12 protein-coding genes are annotated in these 15,711 nt (G+C 68.3%); 5 read left to right on the top strand and 7 right to left on the bottom strand.

Annotated features, from left to right (window positions below; all coding sequences use genetic code 11):
- Positions 1-483 precede the first annotated feature (483 nt).
- From Q7J26_RS12930 to metC, 4 genes are all read right to left on the bottom strand, one after another.
- A complete protein-coding gene (locus Q7J26_RS12930; RefSeq protein ID WP_304936817.1) occupies positions 484-1,896 on the bottom strand; it encodes an FAD-binding oxidoreductase in 1,413 nt (470 codons plus the stop codon).
- 248 nt (positions 1,897-2,144) lie between these two features.
- Entirely contained in the window at positions 2,145-4,235 is a 2,091-nt protein-coding gene (gene parE, locus Q7J26_RS12925; RefSeq protein WP_304936816.1) for a DNA topoisomerase IV subunit B, read from the bottom strand.
- Positions 4,210-5,559, bottom strand: coding sequence for an O-antigen ligase (locus Q7J26_RS12920; protein ID WP_304936815.1), 1,350 nt, complete (start codon positions 5,557-5,559; stop codon positions 4,210-4,212). The genes parE and Q7J26_RS12920 overlap by 26 nt, the downstream gene beginning before the upstream one ends.
- A gap of 23 nt (positions 5,560-5,582) precedes the next feature.
- Complete coding sequence (gene metC / locus Q7J26_RS12915) at positions 5,583-6,761, bottom strand: cystathionine beta-lyase (RefSeq protein ID WP_304936814.1); 1,179 nt, start codon at positions 6,759-6,761, stop codon at positions 5,583-5,585.
- Positions 6,762-6,842: 81 nt separating this feature from the next.
- Here metC and Q7J26_RS12910 point away from each other — a divergent pair, with 81 nt between their 5' ends.
- Together Q7J26_RS12910 and Q7J26_RS12905 are read left to right on the top strand one after the other, a co-directional pair.
- Complete coding sequence (locus Q7J26_RS12910; RefSeq protein ID WP_370651945.1) at positions 6,843-7,940, top strand: amino acid ABC transporter substrate-binding protein; 1,098 nt, start codon at positions 6,843-6,845, stop codon at positions 7,938-7,940.
- 33 nt (positions 7,941-7,973) lie between these two features.
- Entirely contained in the window at positions 7,974-9,335 is a 1,362-nt protein-coding gene (locus Q7J26_RS12905) for a dicarboxylate/amino acid:cation symporter (protein WP_304936813.1), read from the top strand.
- Between the two features lies 1 nt (position 9,336).
- Here Q7J26_RS12905 and sseA read toward each other — a convergent pair whose 3' ends face one another.
- Genes sseA through Q7J26_RS12890 form a run of 3 tightly spaced genes read right to left on the bottom strand, consistent with a single transcriptional unit; the run spans position 9,337 to position 12,883 of the window.
- Complete coding sequence (sseA, locus tag Q7J26_RS12900; protein ID WP_304936812.1) at positions 9,337-10,173, bottom strand: 3-mercaptopyruvate sulfurtransferase; 837 nt, start codon at positions 10,171-10,173, stop codon at positions 9,337-9,339.
- A 15-nt stretch (positions 10,174-10,188) separates the two neighbouring features.
- Entirely contained in the window at positions 10,189-11,409 is a 1,221-nt protein-coding gene (locus Q7J26_RS12895; protein ID WP_304936811.1) for a cyclopropane-fatty-acyl-phospholipid synthase family protein, read from the bottom strand.
- A 22-nt stretch (positions 11,410-11,431) separates the two neighbouring features.
- The gene (locus Q7J26_RS12890) at positions 11,432-12,883 is read right to left on the bottom strand and encodes a deoxyribodipyrimidine photo-lyase (protein WP_370651944.1); all 1,452 of its coding nucleotides are present in this window, start codon (positions 12,881-12,883) and stop codon (positions 11,432-11,434) included.
- Between the two features lie 112 nt (positions 12,884-12,995).
- On the opposite strand from Q7J26_RS12890, the gene kdsA reads away from it, so the two are divergent.
- The 3 genes from kdsA to Q7J26_RS12875 all read left to right on the top strand — a co-directional run.
- Positions 12,996-13,859: a 3-deoxy-8-phosphooctulonate synthase gene (gene kdsA, locus Q7J26_RS12885; RefSeq protein WP_370651943.1), complete on the top strand. Its 864-nt coding sequence runs from the start codon at positions 12,996-12,998 to the stop codon at positions 13,857-13,859.
- A gap of 18 nt (positions 13,860-13,877) precedes the next feature.
- Entirely contained in the window at positions 13,878-15,332 is a 1,455-nt protein-coding gene (gene rfaE2 / locus Q7J26_RS12880; protein WP_304936809.1) for a D-glycero-beta-D-manno-heptose 1-phosphate adenylyltransferase, read from the top strand.
- Positions 15,329-15,711 (top strand): NAD-dependent epimerase/dehydratase family protein (locus Q7J26_RS12875; RefSeq protein ID WP_304936808.1); only part of this gene is annotated, 383 nt, incomplete at its 3' end. The genes rfaE2 and Q7J26_RS12875, both read left to right, overlap by 4 nt.

Genomic DNA, 15,711 nt, shown 5'->3' with positions numbered 1-15,711 from the left:
AGCTCGGGGCGCCGAGCGGTGGCGGTCTTATCGCCTAACCCCATAAGCCTGCGACGGGTCGGCGGTCCCTGCGAAGAACCGTCCCGAGTGCGGCCGAGTATCCCCCTCGACCCTCCGCCGGCGCACCATGTGTCGCCGCCGGCGCGGAGGAGTTGCACCCCCGCTCCCGTTCCATCCGCTCCCGCCGCCGCAAGGTCGCAGGCCTTACGAGCCCTCCAAGCGACGAGACCGGGCGTGATTATAGGGGGTGGGGGAACCCTGGCGGGGAAGTCGGGGCGAGAATCTGACAAGGGGTTGGAATTATTGGAGTGAGACCAGCGTCATTGTGACAGTTGGCGGCGTTCGGGCCCCCTCCGTCTCGCCGGCGTCGCCGGCGATCCACCTCCCCCAAGGGGGGAGGATTTCGGTGTTCGCATTCCTCCCCCCTGGGGGGAGGTGGCGCGGCGCAGAGCGCCGTGACGGAGGGGGCGCGTCGCCAAGCGTCTAGAACAACACCGCCGGGTTCATGATCCGCTTGGGGTCCAAGGCGCGGCGGAGGGCGGCCATGGTTTCGATCTCGAGGGGGGATTTGTAGCGTTTGACCTCTTCGGTCTTCAGCCGCCCCAAGCCGTGTTCGGCGGAGATGGAGCCGTCATAGGTTCCGACAACGTCGTGAACCACTTGCGAGCCTTCCTTCCAGCGACCGATGAAGGCGGGAATGTCCTGACCCACGCCGGGCAGGATGTCGTAGTGAAGATTGCCGTCGCCGACGTGGCCGAAGACCGAGATGCGGGCGCCGGGGTGGAAACGTTCGACGGCGGCCGAGGCTTCGTCGATGAATTCGGCGATGCGGCTGATGGGGACGGAGACGTCGTGTTTCCAGCCGCCGCCCTCGGGCTTCAGGGCCGCCGAATGTTCTTCGCGCAGACGCCAGAAGGCGGCACGCTGGGCGTCGTTCTGGGCGATGGCGGCGTCGATGATCAGGCCTTGCTCGAAGGCGACTTCCAGCAGGGCCTCCATCTGGGCCTCGGCGCCGCCCGGCGTGCCCGAAGCGATCTCGATGAGGACGTACCAGTCGGGGGTCGAGTCCAGCGGTTCGCGGGTGTCGGGGATGTTCTTGAGCACCAGTTCCATGCCCAGCCGCTTCATAAGCTCGAAGGCCTCGACCCCGCCGCCGGTTTCGGCCTTGGCGCGGGCCAGAAGCTCGACCGAGGCGGCGGCCGTCTCCAGGCCAACGACGGCGACGGCGCGCGAGCGCATGATGGGGAAGAGTTTCAGGGTGGCGGCGGTGACGACGCCCAATGTGCCCTCGGCGCCGATCAGCAGCTGTTTCAGGTCGTAGCCGGTGTTGTCCTTGCGCAGACGTTTCAGGCCCCGGAAGATCTCGCCATTGGGCATGACCGCCTCAAGGCCCAGCACCAGGTCGCGCATCATGCCGTAGCGCAGCACCTGGGTGCCGCCGGCATTGGTCGAGATGACGCCGCCGATGGTGGCGGACCCCTCGGCCGCGAGGCTGAGCGGGAAATAGCGGTCGGCCGCCGTGGCCGCCTGCTGCGCCTCCAGCAGGGTCAGACCGGCCTCGACCGTCATGGCGTCGTCCAGCGGGGTGACGTCGCGGACGGCGCGCATCTTGCGGGTCGACAGCAGGACCTCACCGAAGGGGATCTGGCCGCCGACCAGGCCGGTGCCGCCGCCCTGGGGCGTGATGGCGACGCCTTCGCGGGCGCAGATGGTCACGGCCCTGGCCGTTTCCTCGGTCGAGCGCGGGGTCAGGAGGATGGGGGTGTCGCCGGTCCAGCGGTTGCGCCATTCGGTCAGGTGCGGGGCGATGACCTCGGGGTCCTGGGTCCAGCCCCCTGGACCGAGGGCGGCCTTCAGTTCGTCCAGAACGGCGGGAGAGGGGGCGGGCGTGCTCATGGCCCCCCTTTTGTCAGGGGGCGCGGGACGTGGGAAGGCGTTTTCGGGCGGTCGAGGCCTGTCGCCGTCCGCCAATTTATCGTCATTCTCGCCCTTGTGGCGAGAATCCATACTCCCGGTTTATGGGGCGGTGCCCTCCACCGAAGACCGGGAGTATGGATCCTCGGGACAAGCCCGAGGATGACGGATTATAGAGGGTGATGACGGATTGTAGAGGAATGACGTGGGCTTAGAGGGAGGAGTGAACCTCAGACGTCCAGGTCTTCCTTCACGAACTGGGCGTTTTCCTGGATGAACTGGAAGCGGGCGTCGGCGCGCTTGCCCATCAGGCGTTCGACCAGATCCTCGACGCCGGCCTCGGCGTCGGGGACGGTGATCCGGGCCAGGGTGCGCTTCTTCGGATCCATGGTGGTCTCCTTCAGCTGGGCGGCCATCATCTCGCCCAGGCCCTTGAAGCGGCCGATCTCGGTCTTCTTGCCCTTGAAGACGGTGGCCAGCAGTTCGTCGCGGTGGGCGTCGTCGCGGGCGTATTCGCTCAAGGGGCCGGCGGAGATCCGATAGAGGGGCGGCAGGGCCATGAAGACCCGGCCCTGGCGGATGGTCTCGGGCATGACGCGATAGAAGAAAGTGATCAGCAGGGCCGCGATATGGGCGCCGTCCACGTCGGCGTCGGTCATGATGACGATCCGCTCGTAGCGCAGGTCGTCGATGTTGAACCGATTGCCGGGCTGGACGCCCAGGGCCAGGGCCAGGTCGGACAGTTCGATATTCTGGCGCAGCTTGTCGGCGGTGGCCGACGCGACGTTCAGAATTTTGCCGCGCAGGGGCAGGATGGCCTGGGTGGTGCGGTCGCGCGCCTGTTTGGCCGAGCCGCCGGCCGAATCGCCTTCGACGATGAAGAGCTCGGTGCCCTGGGCCGACTGGCGGCTGCAGTCCGACAGCTTGCCCGGCAGGCGCAGCTTGCGCGTGGCGGCGGCGCGCTGGACTTCCTTGTCCTTGCGGCGGCGCAGACGGTCCTCGGCGCGATCGACGACGAAGCCGAGCAGGGCGTTGGCCTGTTTGGGGCTTTCGGTCAGCCAGTGGTCCAGCGGGTCCCGCAGCAGCTGTTCGACCAGACGGGCGCCTTCGGGCGAGGACAGGCGGTCCTTGGTCTGGCCCTGGAACTCGGGATTGCGGATGAAGACGCTGATCAGGGCGCCGGCGTTGGCGGTGACGTCCTCGGCCGTGATGATGGCGGCGCGCTTCTCGTTGGTTAGTTCGCCGTAGGATTTCAGACCCTTGACCAGGGCGGCGCGGAAGCCGGCCTCATGGGTGCCGCCGTCGGGGGTGGAGACGGTGTTGCAATAGGACTGGATGAAGCCGTCGGCCTCGCCGAAGCCGATGGGCGACCAGGTGACGGCCCATTCGAAGGCGCCCGCCTCGCCCTGACGCTCGGCGCGGCCGGCGAAGGTCGGGGTGACGGTCTCCAGCTCGCCGATCCGGTCGGTCAGGGCGTCGGCCAGGCCGCCGGGGAAGTGCAGCAGGGCCTGGGTCGGGGTGGCGTCGGTGATCCGCTCGGGCGCGCAGGTCCATTTGATCTCGACGCCGCGGAACAGATAGGCCTTGGAGCGGGCCATGCGGAACAGGCGGACGGGCTTGAAGGCCGCGCCCATGCCGAAGATTTCATCGTCGGGCTTGAAGCGGATCTGGGTGCCGCGCTTCTTGGACGGCTGGACCTGCTGGATCGGGCCAAGGACGGCGCCGCGCGAGAAGGACTGTTTCCACTCGAAGCCGTCGCGCCAGACGACGACGTCCAGATGTTCGGACAGGGCGTTGACGACCGAGACGCCGACGCCGTGCAGGCCGCCCGAGGTCTCATAGGCCTTGCCCGAGAATTTGCCGCCCGAGTGGAGCACGGTCATCACCACCTCCAGCGCCGACTTGCCGGGGTGTTTGGGGTGGGGATCGACCGGGATGCCGCGGCCGTCGTCGCGGACCGACAGATAGCCGTCGGCGTCCAGTTCGACGGTGATCAGCTTCGCGTGGCGGGCCACGGCCTCGTCCATCGCATTGTCGAGGACTTCGGCGAACAGGTGGTGCAAGGCCCGTTCGTCGGTGCCGCCGATATACATGCCGGGGCGTTTGCGGACGGGCTCAAGCCCTTCCAGCACCTCGATGGAGGATGCGGAATAGGCGTTCTGGGCGCCCGCAGTCGGCGCTGGGGCTGCGGCGACGGGCGTCGGAGCCGGTTTTGGCGCAGGTGCGGGCGCGGCCTGGGGCGGTGTCATCGCGACAGGTTTGGGGGCCTCGGGCTTGGGAGCGTCGGGGGTGTCGTCAAAAGCGAAGAGGTCTGCGGCCATTCACATAGTCTGAGGCGATTCGGAGCCGGTTCTGGTAGGCTCGTGTCGCCGTTCGAGCAAGCGGCGGTCGCACCGGAACCGGATCGAAGATTACGGCGCGGGCCAGAATCGCCAGCATCAGGATCCACGGCAGGTTGGCATGGGTCAGAAGGACGCTCTCCGAAAGGCTCAGCGCGAAGAAGACCGCCAGATAACCGATGCTCCAGAAGCCCTCGCGGGCGCCCAGGCCGTTCATGCGGACCAGGATCATGACGGCGGACACGGCCATGATGGTCCCGACGGCCACAGCGCCGGGCCAGCCGAGCTGGACCAACAGATCGATCCAGCCGTTGTGTGCCGAGGGGACGGGCCACTGGGTCTCCAGCCGGATCTCGCGGGCGGGAATGGAATCCACGCCCCAGAAGGCGCTGAAGCCATAGCCGGTCCAGGGACGTTCGGCGACCTTGCGCATCAGGGCCTCCCAGATCAGGGTTCGGCCGGTCAGGGACGGATCCTTGCCCAGGGCTTCGAGAATGGCGGCGGAATCGGTGTTCCACAGCCAGGCGCCGCCTGCTGCCGATACGACCCCGAGCCAGACGGCCGCGACGGTCACGGCCGCGCCCCCCTGACGCAGGGTCCACCAGCCGCCGACCATGCCGACCCCCAGGATCCAGCACAGCAGCGAGGTCTTGGACTGGGTGGCCACGACCAGAAGCGTGGTCAAGCCCAGGGCCAGCAAAGCGACCCAGGGCTTGCGGCCGTTCTGCGCCAGATGATCAGCGGCCAGGCTGGCGGCGGCGGAGACGGCGCCGACCACCATGACCAGGCCCATCTGGTTCTTCTCGTACCAGAGGCCGCGCCACAGGCCTGCGTTGTCGTACTGGTGAACCCCGATCCGGGGGAAGGCGAAGACCATGATCAGGCTGCCGACCGCCATGACCAGACTGGTGTGCATCAGGACGCGGGGCAGGGCCGCGCCGCGGAAGACCGCGCCCAGATAGACGGCGAAGGCGCTGTTGATCGCCAGGGCGATGGCGCGACGTTCGGTGACGCCGGGATCGATGGACCAGTATTGCGACACATAGGCCAGGGCCACGAGGGCGCCGACCATCAGCCAGGCGGGCCAGGCACGGATGATTTTTTCGAAACGAAACACGATCAGGCCGGCGGTGACGGCGTAGACCGGCAGCCAGATCAGGCGAAGGATCGGGGTCTCGCCCTGGTCTGGGGCTATGACCGGGGCGATCAGGGCGCCGGTCAGCATGAAGACGACAAAGCCCGCCGCCCACTGTTCCCAGGCGGGCGGGGCGTCCGAATCATCGATCTGGACGGGCGAGGCGTGCACGGTGCGACTGTCGCCCTGGCCGCTTAAGGAAGGGTGAGCGCGGCGCGGAAGGCGGCGAAGCCGTGTTCAAGATCTGCGATCAAGTCGGCCGGATCCTCGAGTCCGATATGCAGGCGGATCAGCTCGCCCTCCAGCGCCGGCGGATGATCGCGATAGGCCATCTGGTGCGTCTCGGGGGTTATCAGGCTTTCGAATCCGCCCCAGGAATAGCCGATGCCGAACAGGTTGAGGGCGTCGAGAAAGGCGCAGGCTGCCGCCGTATTTCCGCCCTTCAGCACCACGCCCATCAGGGAGGCGGCGCCGGTGAAGTCGCGCGTCCAGAGGTCGTGGCCGACCGAACCGGGCAGGGGCGAATAGAGAACCCGCGCCACCTCGGGCCGGGCCTGCAGCCATTCGGCGACCATCAGACCCGAACGCCCCTGTTCCGCATAGCGCAGCGGCAGGGTGCGCAGGCCCCGCAGAGCCAGCCAGGCGTCGTCAGGCGAGACGTGCCAGCCCAGATCCTCGATCGTATCGGCGACGGCCCGCAGACAGGCGGGGGCGCTGGCGGCGATCCCGCCCATCAGGACGTCGGAATGGCCGGAGACATATTTGGTCAGGGCTTGAACACTGACATCGACGCCGTGGGCCAGGGGCTTGAAAGCCAGGCCCGCGCCCCAGGTGTTGTCGATCATGCTGAGCACGCCGCGTTCGCGACAGGCGGACGCCACGGCGGCGACGTCGATCATCTCGAAGGTCAGGGAGGCAGGCGATTCCATCAGCACCAGGCGGGTGCGCTCGCCGAGGGCGGCGATCAGGCCCGCCGCATCCGTTTCGGCGGGCAGGAACCGGGTCGTAACGCCGCGCGCGGCCTGGTAGCGGCTCAAAAACCGACGAGACGGGCCATAGATCGCGTCGCTGGTGATCACCTCGTCGCCCGGCCGAGTCAGGGCCAGCAGGGGCAGGGTGACGGCGGCCAAGCCGGACGGAACCAGAAAGGCGTCGGCCGCCCCTTCCAGATCGGCCAGGGCGGCGCGAAGCTGACGCGCGGCGGAGCCGCCGTCCAGGCCGTAGGTGGGGCCGTCGGCGTCGTCCCGCATGGTCTCGGCCCGGTCGCTGAGCATGGTCGAGGCGCGCTCGATGGGCGGATTGACCGGGCGGCGGCCCTGACCCCGACGGGTGGCGGACGAGATCAGGCGGGTACGGTCCGAATGCGGCGACATGGCCTCTCCGATGGGTTGCGGATCAGGGCCTAAAGGCCTCTAAAGTCAGCGGGGCGCAAGCGGCGGAGGATGCGAAACGCGATGCGGGTCTTGACGATCGGAGTTATGGCGGCGGCCTTGCTGCTGACGGCGGCCTGCGGACGCGGGAATCCCGACCCGACGCCGGAAACCGCCTCACAGACCCTGCCGGCGCCCAGCGTGGCGTCGGATCGTCCCGACAGCCCGACCCTGGTCGCGGTCAAGCGACGCGGGCGGCTGAACTGCGGCGTGCATCAGGGGCTGGTCGGCTTCGCCTATACCGACAACCGGGGCCAGTGGCGCGGATTCGACGCCGACTTCTGTCGCGCCATGGCGGCGGCCATCTTCGGCGACGGGAATGCGGTACGGTTCGTGCCCCTGTCGGCGTCCGACCGGTTCGCGGCCCTGAACGAAGGGCGGGTGGACGTTTTGTGGCGCAACTCGTCCTGGACCATGAGCCGGGACGCCGGCGAGGGCTTCGTCTTCGCAGGAATCAACTATTACGACGGTCAGGGTTTCCTGGTGCGCCGGTCCCTGAGCCTGAACAGCGCGACGGAACTGAACGGCGCCCGCGTCTGCGTCCAGGCGGGATCGACGGCCCAGGCCAACGCCGACGACTTCTTCCGCTCGCGCGGCATCGCCTATCGTCCGGTGGTTCTGCCCAGCGAGGAGGCGGCGCGGGACGCCTATGGCCGTGAAGACTGCGACGCCTTGAGCGCCGACATTTCGGCCCTGGCCGCCGCTCGCACGGTTCTGGCGGATTCGCAGGCGCACACGATATTGTCAGACGTGGTGTCGAAGGAGCCGCTGGGGCCTGTCGTCAGGGCCGGAGACGAGCGCTGGGCCGACGTGGTGCGATGGACCCTGAACGCCGTCATCCTGGCCGAGGAATTCGGGGTCACGCAGGAGAACGCCGACGCCCTGGCGAAGACCTCAAACGACCCGCGTATCAAGCGTTTGCTGGGGTCGGAGGGCGAATACGGCGCCCTGCTGGGCCTGTCCGACGACTGGGCGAAGGAGGCCATACTGTCGGTGGGCAATTACGGCCAGATCTTCGACCGGAACCTGGGTTCGCAATCGCCGCTCGACCTAGCGCGCGGATTGAACGCACAGTGGAACGCGCGGCCGCCCGGCTTGATCTATGGTCTGCCGATCCGATAAGCGCCGCAGCTTGAGTCTTTTCCTGGGGGATAGATGACCGAGACGAAACCTGGGGGCATCGCCCTTCACTGGCTGATGCTGATCGGCTTCGCCGTCGGCCTGGGCGGGGGCCTATGGGTCAATCTGGCGCTGGGCGCCGATACGGCCTGGGTCGTCTGGGTGACGGACAATATCACCGGACCGGCGGGGCAGATCTTCCTGCGTCTGCTGTTCATGATGGTGATCCCGCTGTTGTTCTCGGCCCTGGTGATCGGGGTGGCCGAGATGGGCGACCTGAATTCGCTGGGCCGGGCAGGGATCAAGACCCTGCTGCTGACCATCCTGGTGTCGGGCATCGCGGTGGTGATCGGCCTGGTCATGGTCAATCTGCTGCAGCCGGGGCGCGGGGTCGATCCGGCCATGGCGCAGCAACTGCTGGAACAGGGGCGCGACGGCGCCGCCGGCATCGTGCAGAACGCGCCCGAGAGCATCCAACTGGGCGACTTCTTCCTGGACCTGATCCCGTCCAACGCCTTCACGGCGGCGGCGGAGAACCAGATTCTGCCGCTGATGGTCTTCGCCCTGTTCTTCGGCATCGGCCTGGTCATGGCCAAGAGTCCCGCGACCGATCGTCTGCAGGAGGTGATCGAGGGCCTGTTCGAAGTGACGATGAAGCTGATCAACCTCTTCATCAAACTGGCGCCCTTCGCCATCGCCTGCCTGATGTTCAATCTGGCGGCCCTGTTCGGGTGGGATCTGCTGGTGCGTCTGGCGGCCTTCGTCGGCGTGGCCGTCGGGGCCATGGCGATCCATATGTTCGTGGTCTATCCGCTGGTCATCTGGCTGCTGGGCGGGCGTTCGCCGATCACCTTCTTCAGGGCGGTGCGCGAGCCCATGGTGGTGGCCTTCTCCACCGCCTCGTCCAACGCCTCTCTGCCGGTGGCGCTGAAGGCGGCCGAGCAGGAGCTGAAACTGCCCAAGAAGATCGCCCGGTTCGTGCTGACGGTCGGGGCCACCGCCAACCAGAACGGCACGGCCCTGTTCGAAGGGGTGACGGTCTTGTTCCTGGCCCAGTTCTTCAACATCGAGCTGAGCCTGACCCAGCAGGTCATCGTCATGCTGGTCTGTATCCTGGGCGGGATCGGGACGGCCGGGGTGCCGGCGGGCTCGCTGCCGGTGGTGGCCATGATCCTGGTCATGGTGAAGGTGCCGCCGGAAGGGATCGGCCTGATCCTGGGCGTCGACCGCTTCCTGGACATGTGCCGCACCACGTTGAACGTCACGGGCGATCTGGTGCTGGCCACCGTTGTGTCGCGTGGCGAGAAGGACGATGAGGTCGAGCCGGTCGATCCGATGGAACCCGAAGAACTGCCGGGAGCCGCTCGGCGCGGCCTCAAGCACGGAACTGCGGGCTGATTTAGTCGAGGGCGATGGTGGTGTCGGTGCGAGACCCCCATTCTGCCCACGAACCGTCGTAGAGACTCGACGGCGCGTCGAGCGTGGCCAGGGCCAGGGTGAGGATGGCGGCGGTGACGCCCGAGCCGCAGCTGGTGATGATCGGCTGGTCGAAGGTCACCCCGGCGTCGCTGAACCGGGCGCGTAGCGCCTCAGGCTCCAGAAGCCGCCCGTCGTCGCCGATTACGGTGGGGAAGGGCAGGTTCAGGGCTCCCGGCATGTGGCCGGAGCGCAGGCCGGCCCGGGGCTCCGCCGCCTGACCCGCAAACCGGGCCGCCGGCCGCGCATCCAGAATCTGCGCCTCGCCGGTCAGGGCCGCCAAGACGGTCGGCAGGTCGGCGACGGCGTCGCCGCGCCGCGACGCGGTGAACGACGCCGGCGTGGGCGTCGGCGCCGGACCCGAGACCAGAGGCCGGCCTTCGGCCCGCCAGAGCGGCAGGCCCCCGTCCAGCACCCGGACGTTCGTCGCTCCCATAAGCCGGAAGGTCCACCAGACGCGCGGGGCGGACCGCAGGCCGATCGTGTCATAGATGACGATGGTGTCGGTCGCGGCTATGCCGAGCGCCCCGACCGCCTCGGCGAAGGCGGCGGCGGTCGGCAGCATGTGGGGAAGGTCCGAGCCGTGGTCCGAGACCGCCTCGAGGTCGAAGAAGACCGCGCCCGGCAGTCGGGCCTGGTCGAAGTCGGCCTGGGCGTCCCGGCCGTCCAGATGCCAGGATCCATCGACGATCCGTAGTGTCGGATCGTCCATCAGGGCGGCGAGGGCGTCGGTGGAGATCAGGGGGGAGGACTGGGTCATGCCCCCAGCCTAATGTCAGGCGCGGTCCAGCACCAGTTGCACCACGTCGGTCCGGCGTGACCGGAAGCCGGCTTCGCAATAGGCTAGGTAGAAGCGCCACAGTCGGCGGAACCGCTCGTCGAAGCCGGCGATGCGGCGGATGTCGCCCCAGGCCGCCTGGAACCGGTCGTCCCAGAGTTTCAGCGTCTCGGCATAGTCCAGGCCGAACCGTTCGATCGGGCCCCAGCCCAGACCGGCGGCGGCGACGACCGGCTTCAGCCGCTCTTCCGACGGCAGCATGCCGCCGGGGAAGACGTATTTCTGGATGAAGTCGGTGCGGGCGTTGTATTCTTCGAACAGGGGCTCCTGGATGGTGATGATCTGGAGCCCGGCGCGGCCGCCGGGGTTCAGAACGTCGTGGATCTTCTCGAAATAGGTCGGCCAGTATTCCATGCCGACGGCCTCGAACATCTCGATGGAGGCGACGCGGTCGAACCGGCCCTGGACGTCGCGATAGTCCATCAGGTCGATCGTCGCGCGGTCCGACAGGCCGGCGTTGAACAGACGCTGGCGAGCGAAGTCGTGCTGTTCCTTGGAAATGGTCACACCCGTGACCTGAGCGCCGATCTCGCGGGCGGCGAACTCGGCGAAACCGCCCCAGCCGCAGCCGATCTCCAGCACCGACATGCCCGGCTTCAGGTCCATCATCCGGGCCAAGGCGGCGTATTTGGCCTTTTGCGCGGCCTCCAGCGGGGCGTCCGTCCGCTCGAACCGGGCCGACGAATAGGTCATCGAGGGGTCGAGCCAGGTCTGGTAGAAGGCGTTGCCCAGGTCGTAGTGGGCGTGGATGTTTTTCTTCGACCCGGTCTTGCTGTTGCGGTTGCGCCGATGGGCCAGCCAGTTGACCGCCATCATCAGCCAGTTGCCGTCGAACAGGCGGCGGATGTGGTCGTAATTTTCGACCAGGGTCTCCAGCAGGGCGGCCAGATGCGGGCTGTCCCATTCGCCGGCCATATAGGCCTCGGCGAAACCGATGTCGCCGGCGGCCAGAACGCGGCGGGCGAAGCCGTAGTCCTTGACGTCGAGCACGCCGCTGGGGCCGGGGCGGGCGCCGTCCAGCACATGGGTCTCGCCACTGGGCAGGTGGACGGTCAGGCGGCCGAAGGTCCAGTTTGAGGCCAGCAGACGCAGCAGCATGGCGAACATGCGCGGCGTGCGGGCGGCGGCGGCCTCGATATCGACGGTGGCGACACTCATGCGGGAACCTCTTTGTGCGTCGTCAGTCATGACCGGCCTGGTCGTCGCGTCCAGTGACGGTCTTCAGAGCGTCGAGGGCGCGGGCGCGGGCCTGGGCATGATCCAAGATGGGGTGGGGATAGTCTTTGCCAAGACGCACGCCGGCGTCACGCAGCACCTCGGGCGGGGCTGTCCAGGGCGACTGGAGCCAGCGGTCGGGCAGGCGGCGCAGTTCCGGAACCCAGCGCCGGACGTAGCCGCCCTCGGCGTCGAACTTCTCGCCCTGGGTGATGGGGTTGAAGATGCGGAAATAGGGGGCGGCGTCGGCGCCGGAACCGGCGACCCACTGCCAGTTCTGCACATTGCTGGCCAGGTCGGCGTCGACCAGCGTGTCCCAGAACCAGGCCTCGCCCTCGCGCCAGTCGATCAGCAGATGTTTGACCAGGAAGGAGGCCACGACCATCCGCACCCGATTGTGCATCCAGCCGGTCGTCCACAGTTGACGCATGCCGGCGTCCACCAGCGGATAGCCGGTGCGGCCGCGCTTCCAGGCCTCCAGCCCTTCGGGATCCTCGCGCCAGGGCATGGCGTCGTATTCCGGGCGGAAGGCCCGGTCGGTTATGGTCGGGAAATGGTGGAGCAGATGGGCCGAGAAGTCGCGCCAGCCCAGTTCGGAGACGAACTTGGCCGCCTCGGCCGCCGGGACGGCGCCTGCGTCCGCCGCGTCTCGCGCCCGCTGCGCCGCGCGCCACGGACTGATCTCGCCCCAATGCAGGTGCGGCGACAGGCGGCTGGTCGTGGGGAGGGCGGGATGGTCGCGGCCCTTGGCGTAGGTCTTGAGGCCGCGTGCGAGGAAGTGGGACAGGGCGTCGTCGGCGCCGGCCTCGCCTGGCGTCCAGTCGAAGCTCTGGGACCAGTCGGGGCGGGTCGGGTGCAGGCCCCAGTCGTCCACCGTCTCGGTCTGGACGGCTTCGGGCGTGTCGATGCGGCGGGGGGCGGGCGTGGGCGGCGGCGGCTCGGCGGTGGCCAGCAGGGCCTTCATGAAGGGGGTGAAGACCTTGTACGGGGCGTCCGATCCGTTCAGCACGGCGCCCGGCCGCGCCAGCAGCGACCCGTTGAAGCCCCGGCAGTCGACGCCGGCCGATTTCAGCTCATGGGCGAAGTCGGCGTCGCGGGCGAAGGCGGCGGGTTCGAACAGCCGGTTCATGAAGACGGCGTCGGCGCCGTTTTCCTCGATCAGGCTCTGAAGCTGGATCAGCGAATCGCCGCGACGCAGGATCAGCCCCGAACCGCGTTCCCGAAGCGAATCGTCCAGGGCGCGCAGGGACTTGTCGAGCCACCACAGCGAGGCGGCCCCCGCCGAACGATCCGGGTCGCGGTCCAGGATGAAGACCGGCAGGATCGGACGGCCGGTGGCGACGGCATGATACAGGGCGGGATTGTCGTTCAGGCGCAGGTCGCGGCGAAACCAAAGGACGACAGGCTTGGTGGCCACGCAGGCGAACTCCATGATAACTTGCGCTCACACAAAACGAGCGCCACCTGATGGCCTCATAGCTGCGGCAAACGCCGCTCCCATAACGCCCGAACTTCGAAAGAGCCGCCTCGTGAGCCGACCCAACGCCGTCATTACGTTGTCCGAAGGTCTTCGGACGCCTGTCGTCATCGGCGGCGGCGCGAGAATCGCCTTCATCGCCGGTCCCTGCCAGATGGAGAGCCGCCAGCACGCGCTGGAGACGGCGCATGCGCTGAAGGAAATCGGCGAGCGGCTGAACGTCGGCATCATCTACAAGACCAGTTTCGACAAGGCGAACCGCACCAGCGCCAGCGCGGCGCGCGGGATCGGCCTGAAGGACGCCATGCCGATCTTCGCCGAGATCCGCGAAACCGTCGGCCTGCCGACCCTGACCGACGTCCACTCCGAGGCCCAGTGCGGCCCGGTGGGCGAGGTGGTGGATGTGCTGCAGATCCCGGCCTTCCTGAGCCGCCAGACCGACCTGCTGCTGGCCGCCGCCGCGACCGGCAAGGCGATCAACATCAAGAAGGGCCAGTTCCTGGCGCCCTGGGACATGAAGAACGTAGTCGCCAAGGTGGTCGGCGCGGGCAATCCGAACGTCATGGCCTGCGAACGAGGCGCCAGCTTCGGCTACAACACCCTGGTCAGCGACATGCGCGCCCTGCCGGTGCTGCGCGAGATCGGCTGTCCGGTCGTGTTCGACGCGACCCACAGCGTGCAGCAGCCGGGCGGGCAGGGGACGTCCTCGGGCGGTCAGCGCGAGTTCGTGCCGGTGCTGGCGCGAGCCGCCGTGGCCGTGGGCGTCGACGCGGTGTTCATGGAGACCCACCAGGATCCCGACAATGCGCCGTCGGACGGCCCGAACATGGTGCCGCTGGACCAGTTCGAGGCGCTGGCGGCCGATCTGATCGCCTATGACGACCTGACCAAGGCGCGGATGGCGAAGGCCGCGTGAATCCGTTAGTCCGGGTGAATGGCTGAACGGACACTCGATCTCGGCGAACTGCAGGCCCTGCTGGAGCGGGTGCGCGGGCTGAAGGTCGCCTGCGTCGGCGATCTGATGCTGGACCGCTATGTCTACGGCGAGGTCGACCGGATCTCGCCCGAGGCCCCGATACCGGTGCTGAGGAGCCGCCGCCGCATCGCCATGCCGGGCGGGGTGGGCAATGTGGCCCGCAACATCGCCGCCCTGGGCGGGATCGCCCGGCTGGGCGCGGTGTCGGGGCGGGACGCGGCCGGGGACGAACTGGCGGCGCTGATCGGGGCCGAAACCGGGGTCAAGGACGCCGTCGAGCGCCGCGACGGCGTGGCGACCATCGTCAAGACGCGCTTCGTGGCGGCCGGCCAGCAGCTGCTCAGGCTGGACGAGGAGGACGCGCCGATCCTGGCGACGGAAAGCGCCGCATTTTCCGATGCGTCCGTCTATCTCCTGTCGGACTATGCCAAGGGCGTTGTCAGCGATCTGGTGATCGGCCAGGCCCTCAAGGCGGCCCAGGACAGCGGGGCGCCGGTCGTGGTCGACCCGAAAGGCCGGGACTTCGCCCGCTATGGCGCGGTCGATCTGATCAAGCCCAACGCCAGCGAACTGGCGGGGGCGACGGGCCTGCCGACCGGAACGGACGCAGAGGTCGAGGCGGCGCTGAAGGCGCTGCTGCACGCCACGACGGCGAAGGCGGTGGTGGTGACGCGGGCCGGCAAGGGCATGAGCCTGATGCGTCGCGGCGGGCCGGTGAAGCATTTCCCCGGCCGGGCGCGCGAGGTGTTCGACGTGTCCGGGGCCGGCGACACCGGTCTGGCGGCGCTGGGACTGGCGCTGGGCGCGGGGGCGTCGCTGGAGACGGCGGTGGAGTTCGCCATCCTCGCCTCGGGCGTGGTCGTCGGCAAGGCGGGCACGGCCGTGGTCACCCCGGCCGAGCTGATCGACGCCGAGATGAGCCAGCACGCCGCCGGGGCCCACGCCAAGGTGATGCCGCTGGACGAGCTGGCCCATGTGGTCGAGGGCTGGAGACGGCAGGGGCTGAAGGTCGGCTTCACCAACGGCTGTTTCGACATCCTGCACCGCGGCCACGTGGCCTATCTGGCCCAGGCGCGCTCGTGGTGCGACCGGCTGGTGGTGGCGCTGAACACCGACGCCTCGGTGCGGCGGCTGAAGGGCGAGGGCCGGCCGATCAACGATCTGGACAGCCGCGCCGTGGTCATCGGCGGGCTGCAGAGCGTGGACCGGGTGACCAGTTTCGACGAGCCGACGCCGCTGGCGCTGATCGAACGGCTGCGGCCGGACGTGCTGATCAAGGGCGCCGACTACACCCGCGAGGGCGTGGTGGGCGGCGATCTGGTCGAAAGCTGGGGCGGCGTGGTGAAGCTGGCGACCTTCGAGGACGTCTATTCCACCACGAAGACCATCGAGAAGATGAAGGACGACAAATGAGCCGGCGGATGATCGTGGTCACCGGCGGGGCCGGCTTCATCGGTTCGAACATCGTCGCCCGCCTGTGCGCCGAGGACCGCCGCGACGTGGTGGTGTGCGACCGGCTGGAAGACGCGGCGCTGGGCAAGTGGAAGAACATCGCCAAACACCCGATCGCCGACTTCTGGCAGCCGGAGGAGCTGTTCGAACAGCTGGAGCGGCATGCGGAGCGGGTCGAGGCCGTGGTGCATATGGGGGCGATCTCCTCGACGACGGAGGCGGACGCGGACCTGATCATGAGGACCAACTTCACCCTGTCGCGGGACATCTGGGACTGGTGCGCCCTGAGGGACGCGCGGATGGTCTACGCCTCGTCGGCGGCGACCTACGGCGATGGCGA

This window comes from Brevundimonas sp., assembly GCF_030656255.1.
Lineage (GTDB): Bacteria > Pseudomonadota > Alphaproteobacteria > Caulobacterales > Caulobacteraceae > Brevundimonas.
This window is presented reverse-complemented; position numbering and strand designations above follow the sequence as displayed.

Excerpts from the sequence above, each read along its gene's own strand:
- Q7J26_RS12930 (WP_304936817.1), bottom strand. The coding sequence starts at position 1,896 with ATGAGCACGCCCGCCCCCTCTCCCGCCGTTCTGGACGAACTGAAGGCC.
- parE (WP_304936816.1), bottom strand. The coding sequence starts at position 4,235 with ATGGCCGCAGACCTCTTCGCTTTTGACGACACCCCCGACGCTCCCAAG.
- metC (WP_304936814.1), bottom strand. The coding sequence starts at position 6,761 with ATGTCGCCGCATTCGGACCGTACCCGCCTGATCTCGTCCGCCACCCGT.
- Q7J26_RS12910 (WP_370651945.1), top strand. The coding sequence starts at position 6,843 with ATGCGGGTCTTGACGATCGGAGTTATGGCGGCGGCCTTGCTGCTGACG.
- Q7J26_RS12905 (WP_304936813.1), top strand. The coding sequence starts at position 7,974 with ATGACCGAGACGAAACCTGGGGGCATCGCCCTTCACTGGCTGATGCTG.
- sseA (WP_304936812.1), bottom strand. The coding sequence starts at position 10,173 with ATGACCCAGTCCTCCCCCCTGATCTCCACCGACGCCCTCGCCGCCCTG.
- Q7J26_RS12895 (WP_304936811.1), bottom strand. The coding sequence starts at position 11,409 with ATGAGTGTCGCCACCGTCGATATCGAGGCCGCCGCCGCCCGCACGCCG.
- rfaE2 (WP_304936809.1), top strand. The coding sequence starts at position 13,878 with ATGGCTGAACGGACACTCGATCTCGGCGAACTGCAGGCCCTGCTGGAG.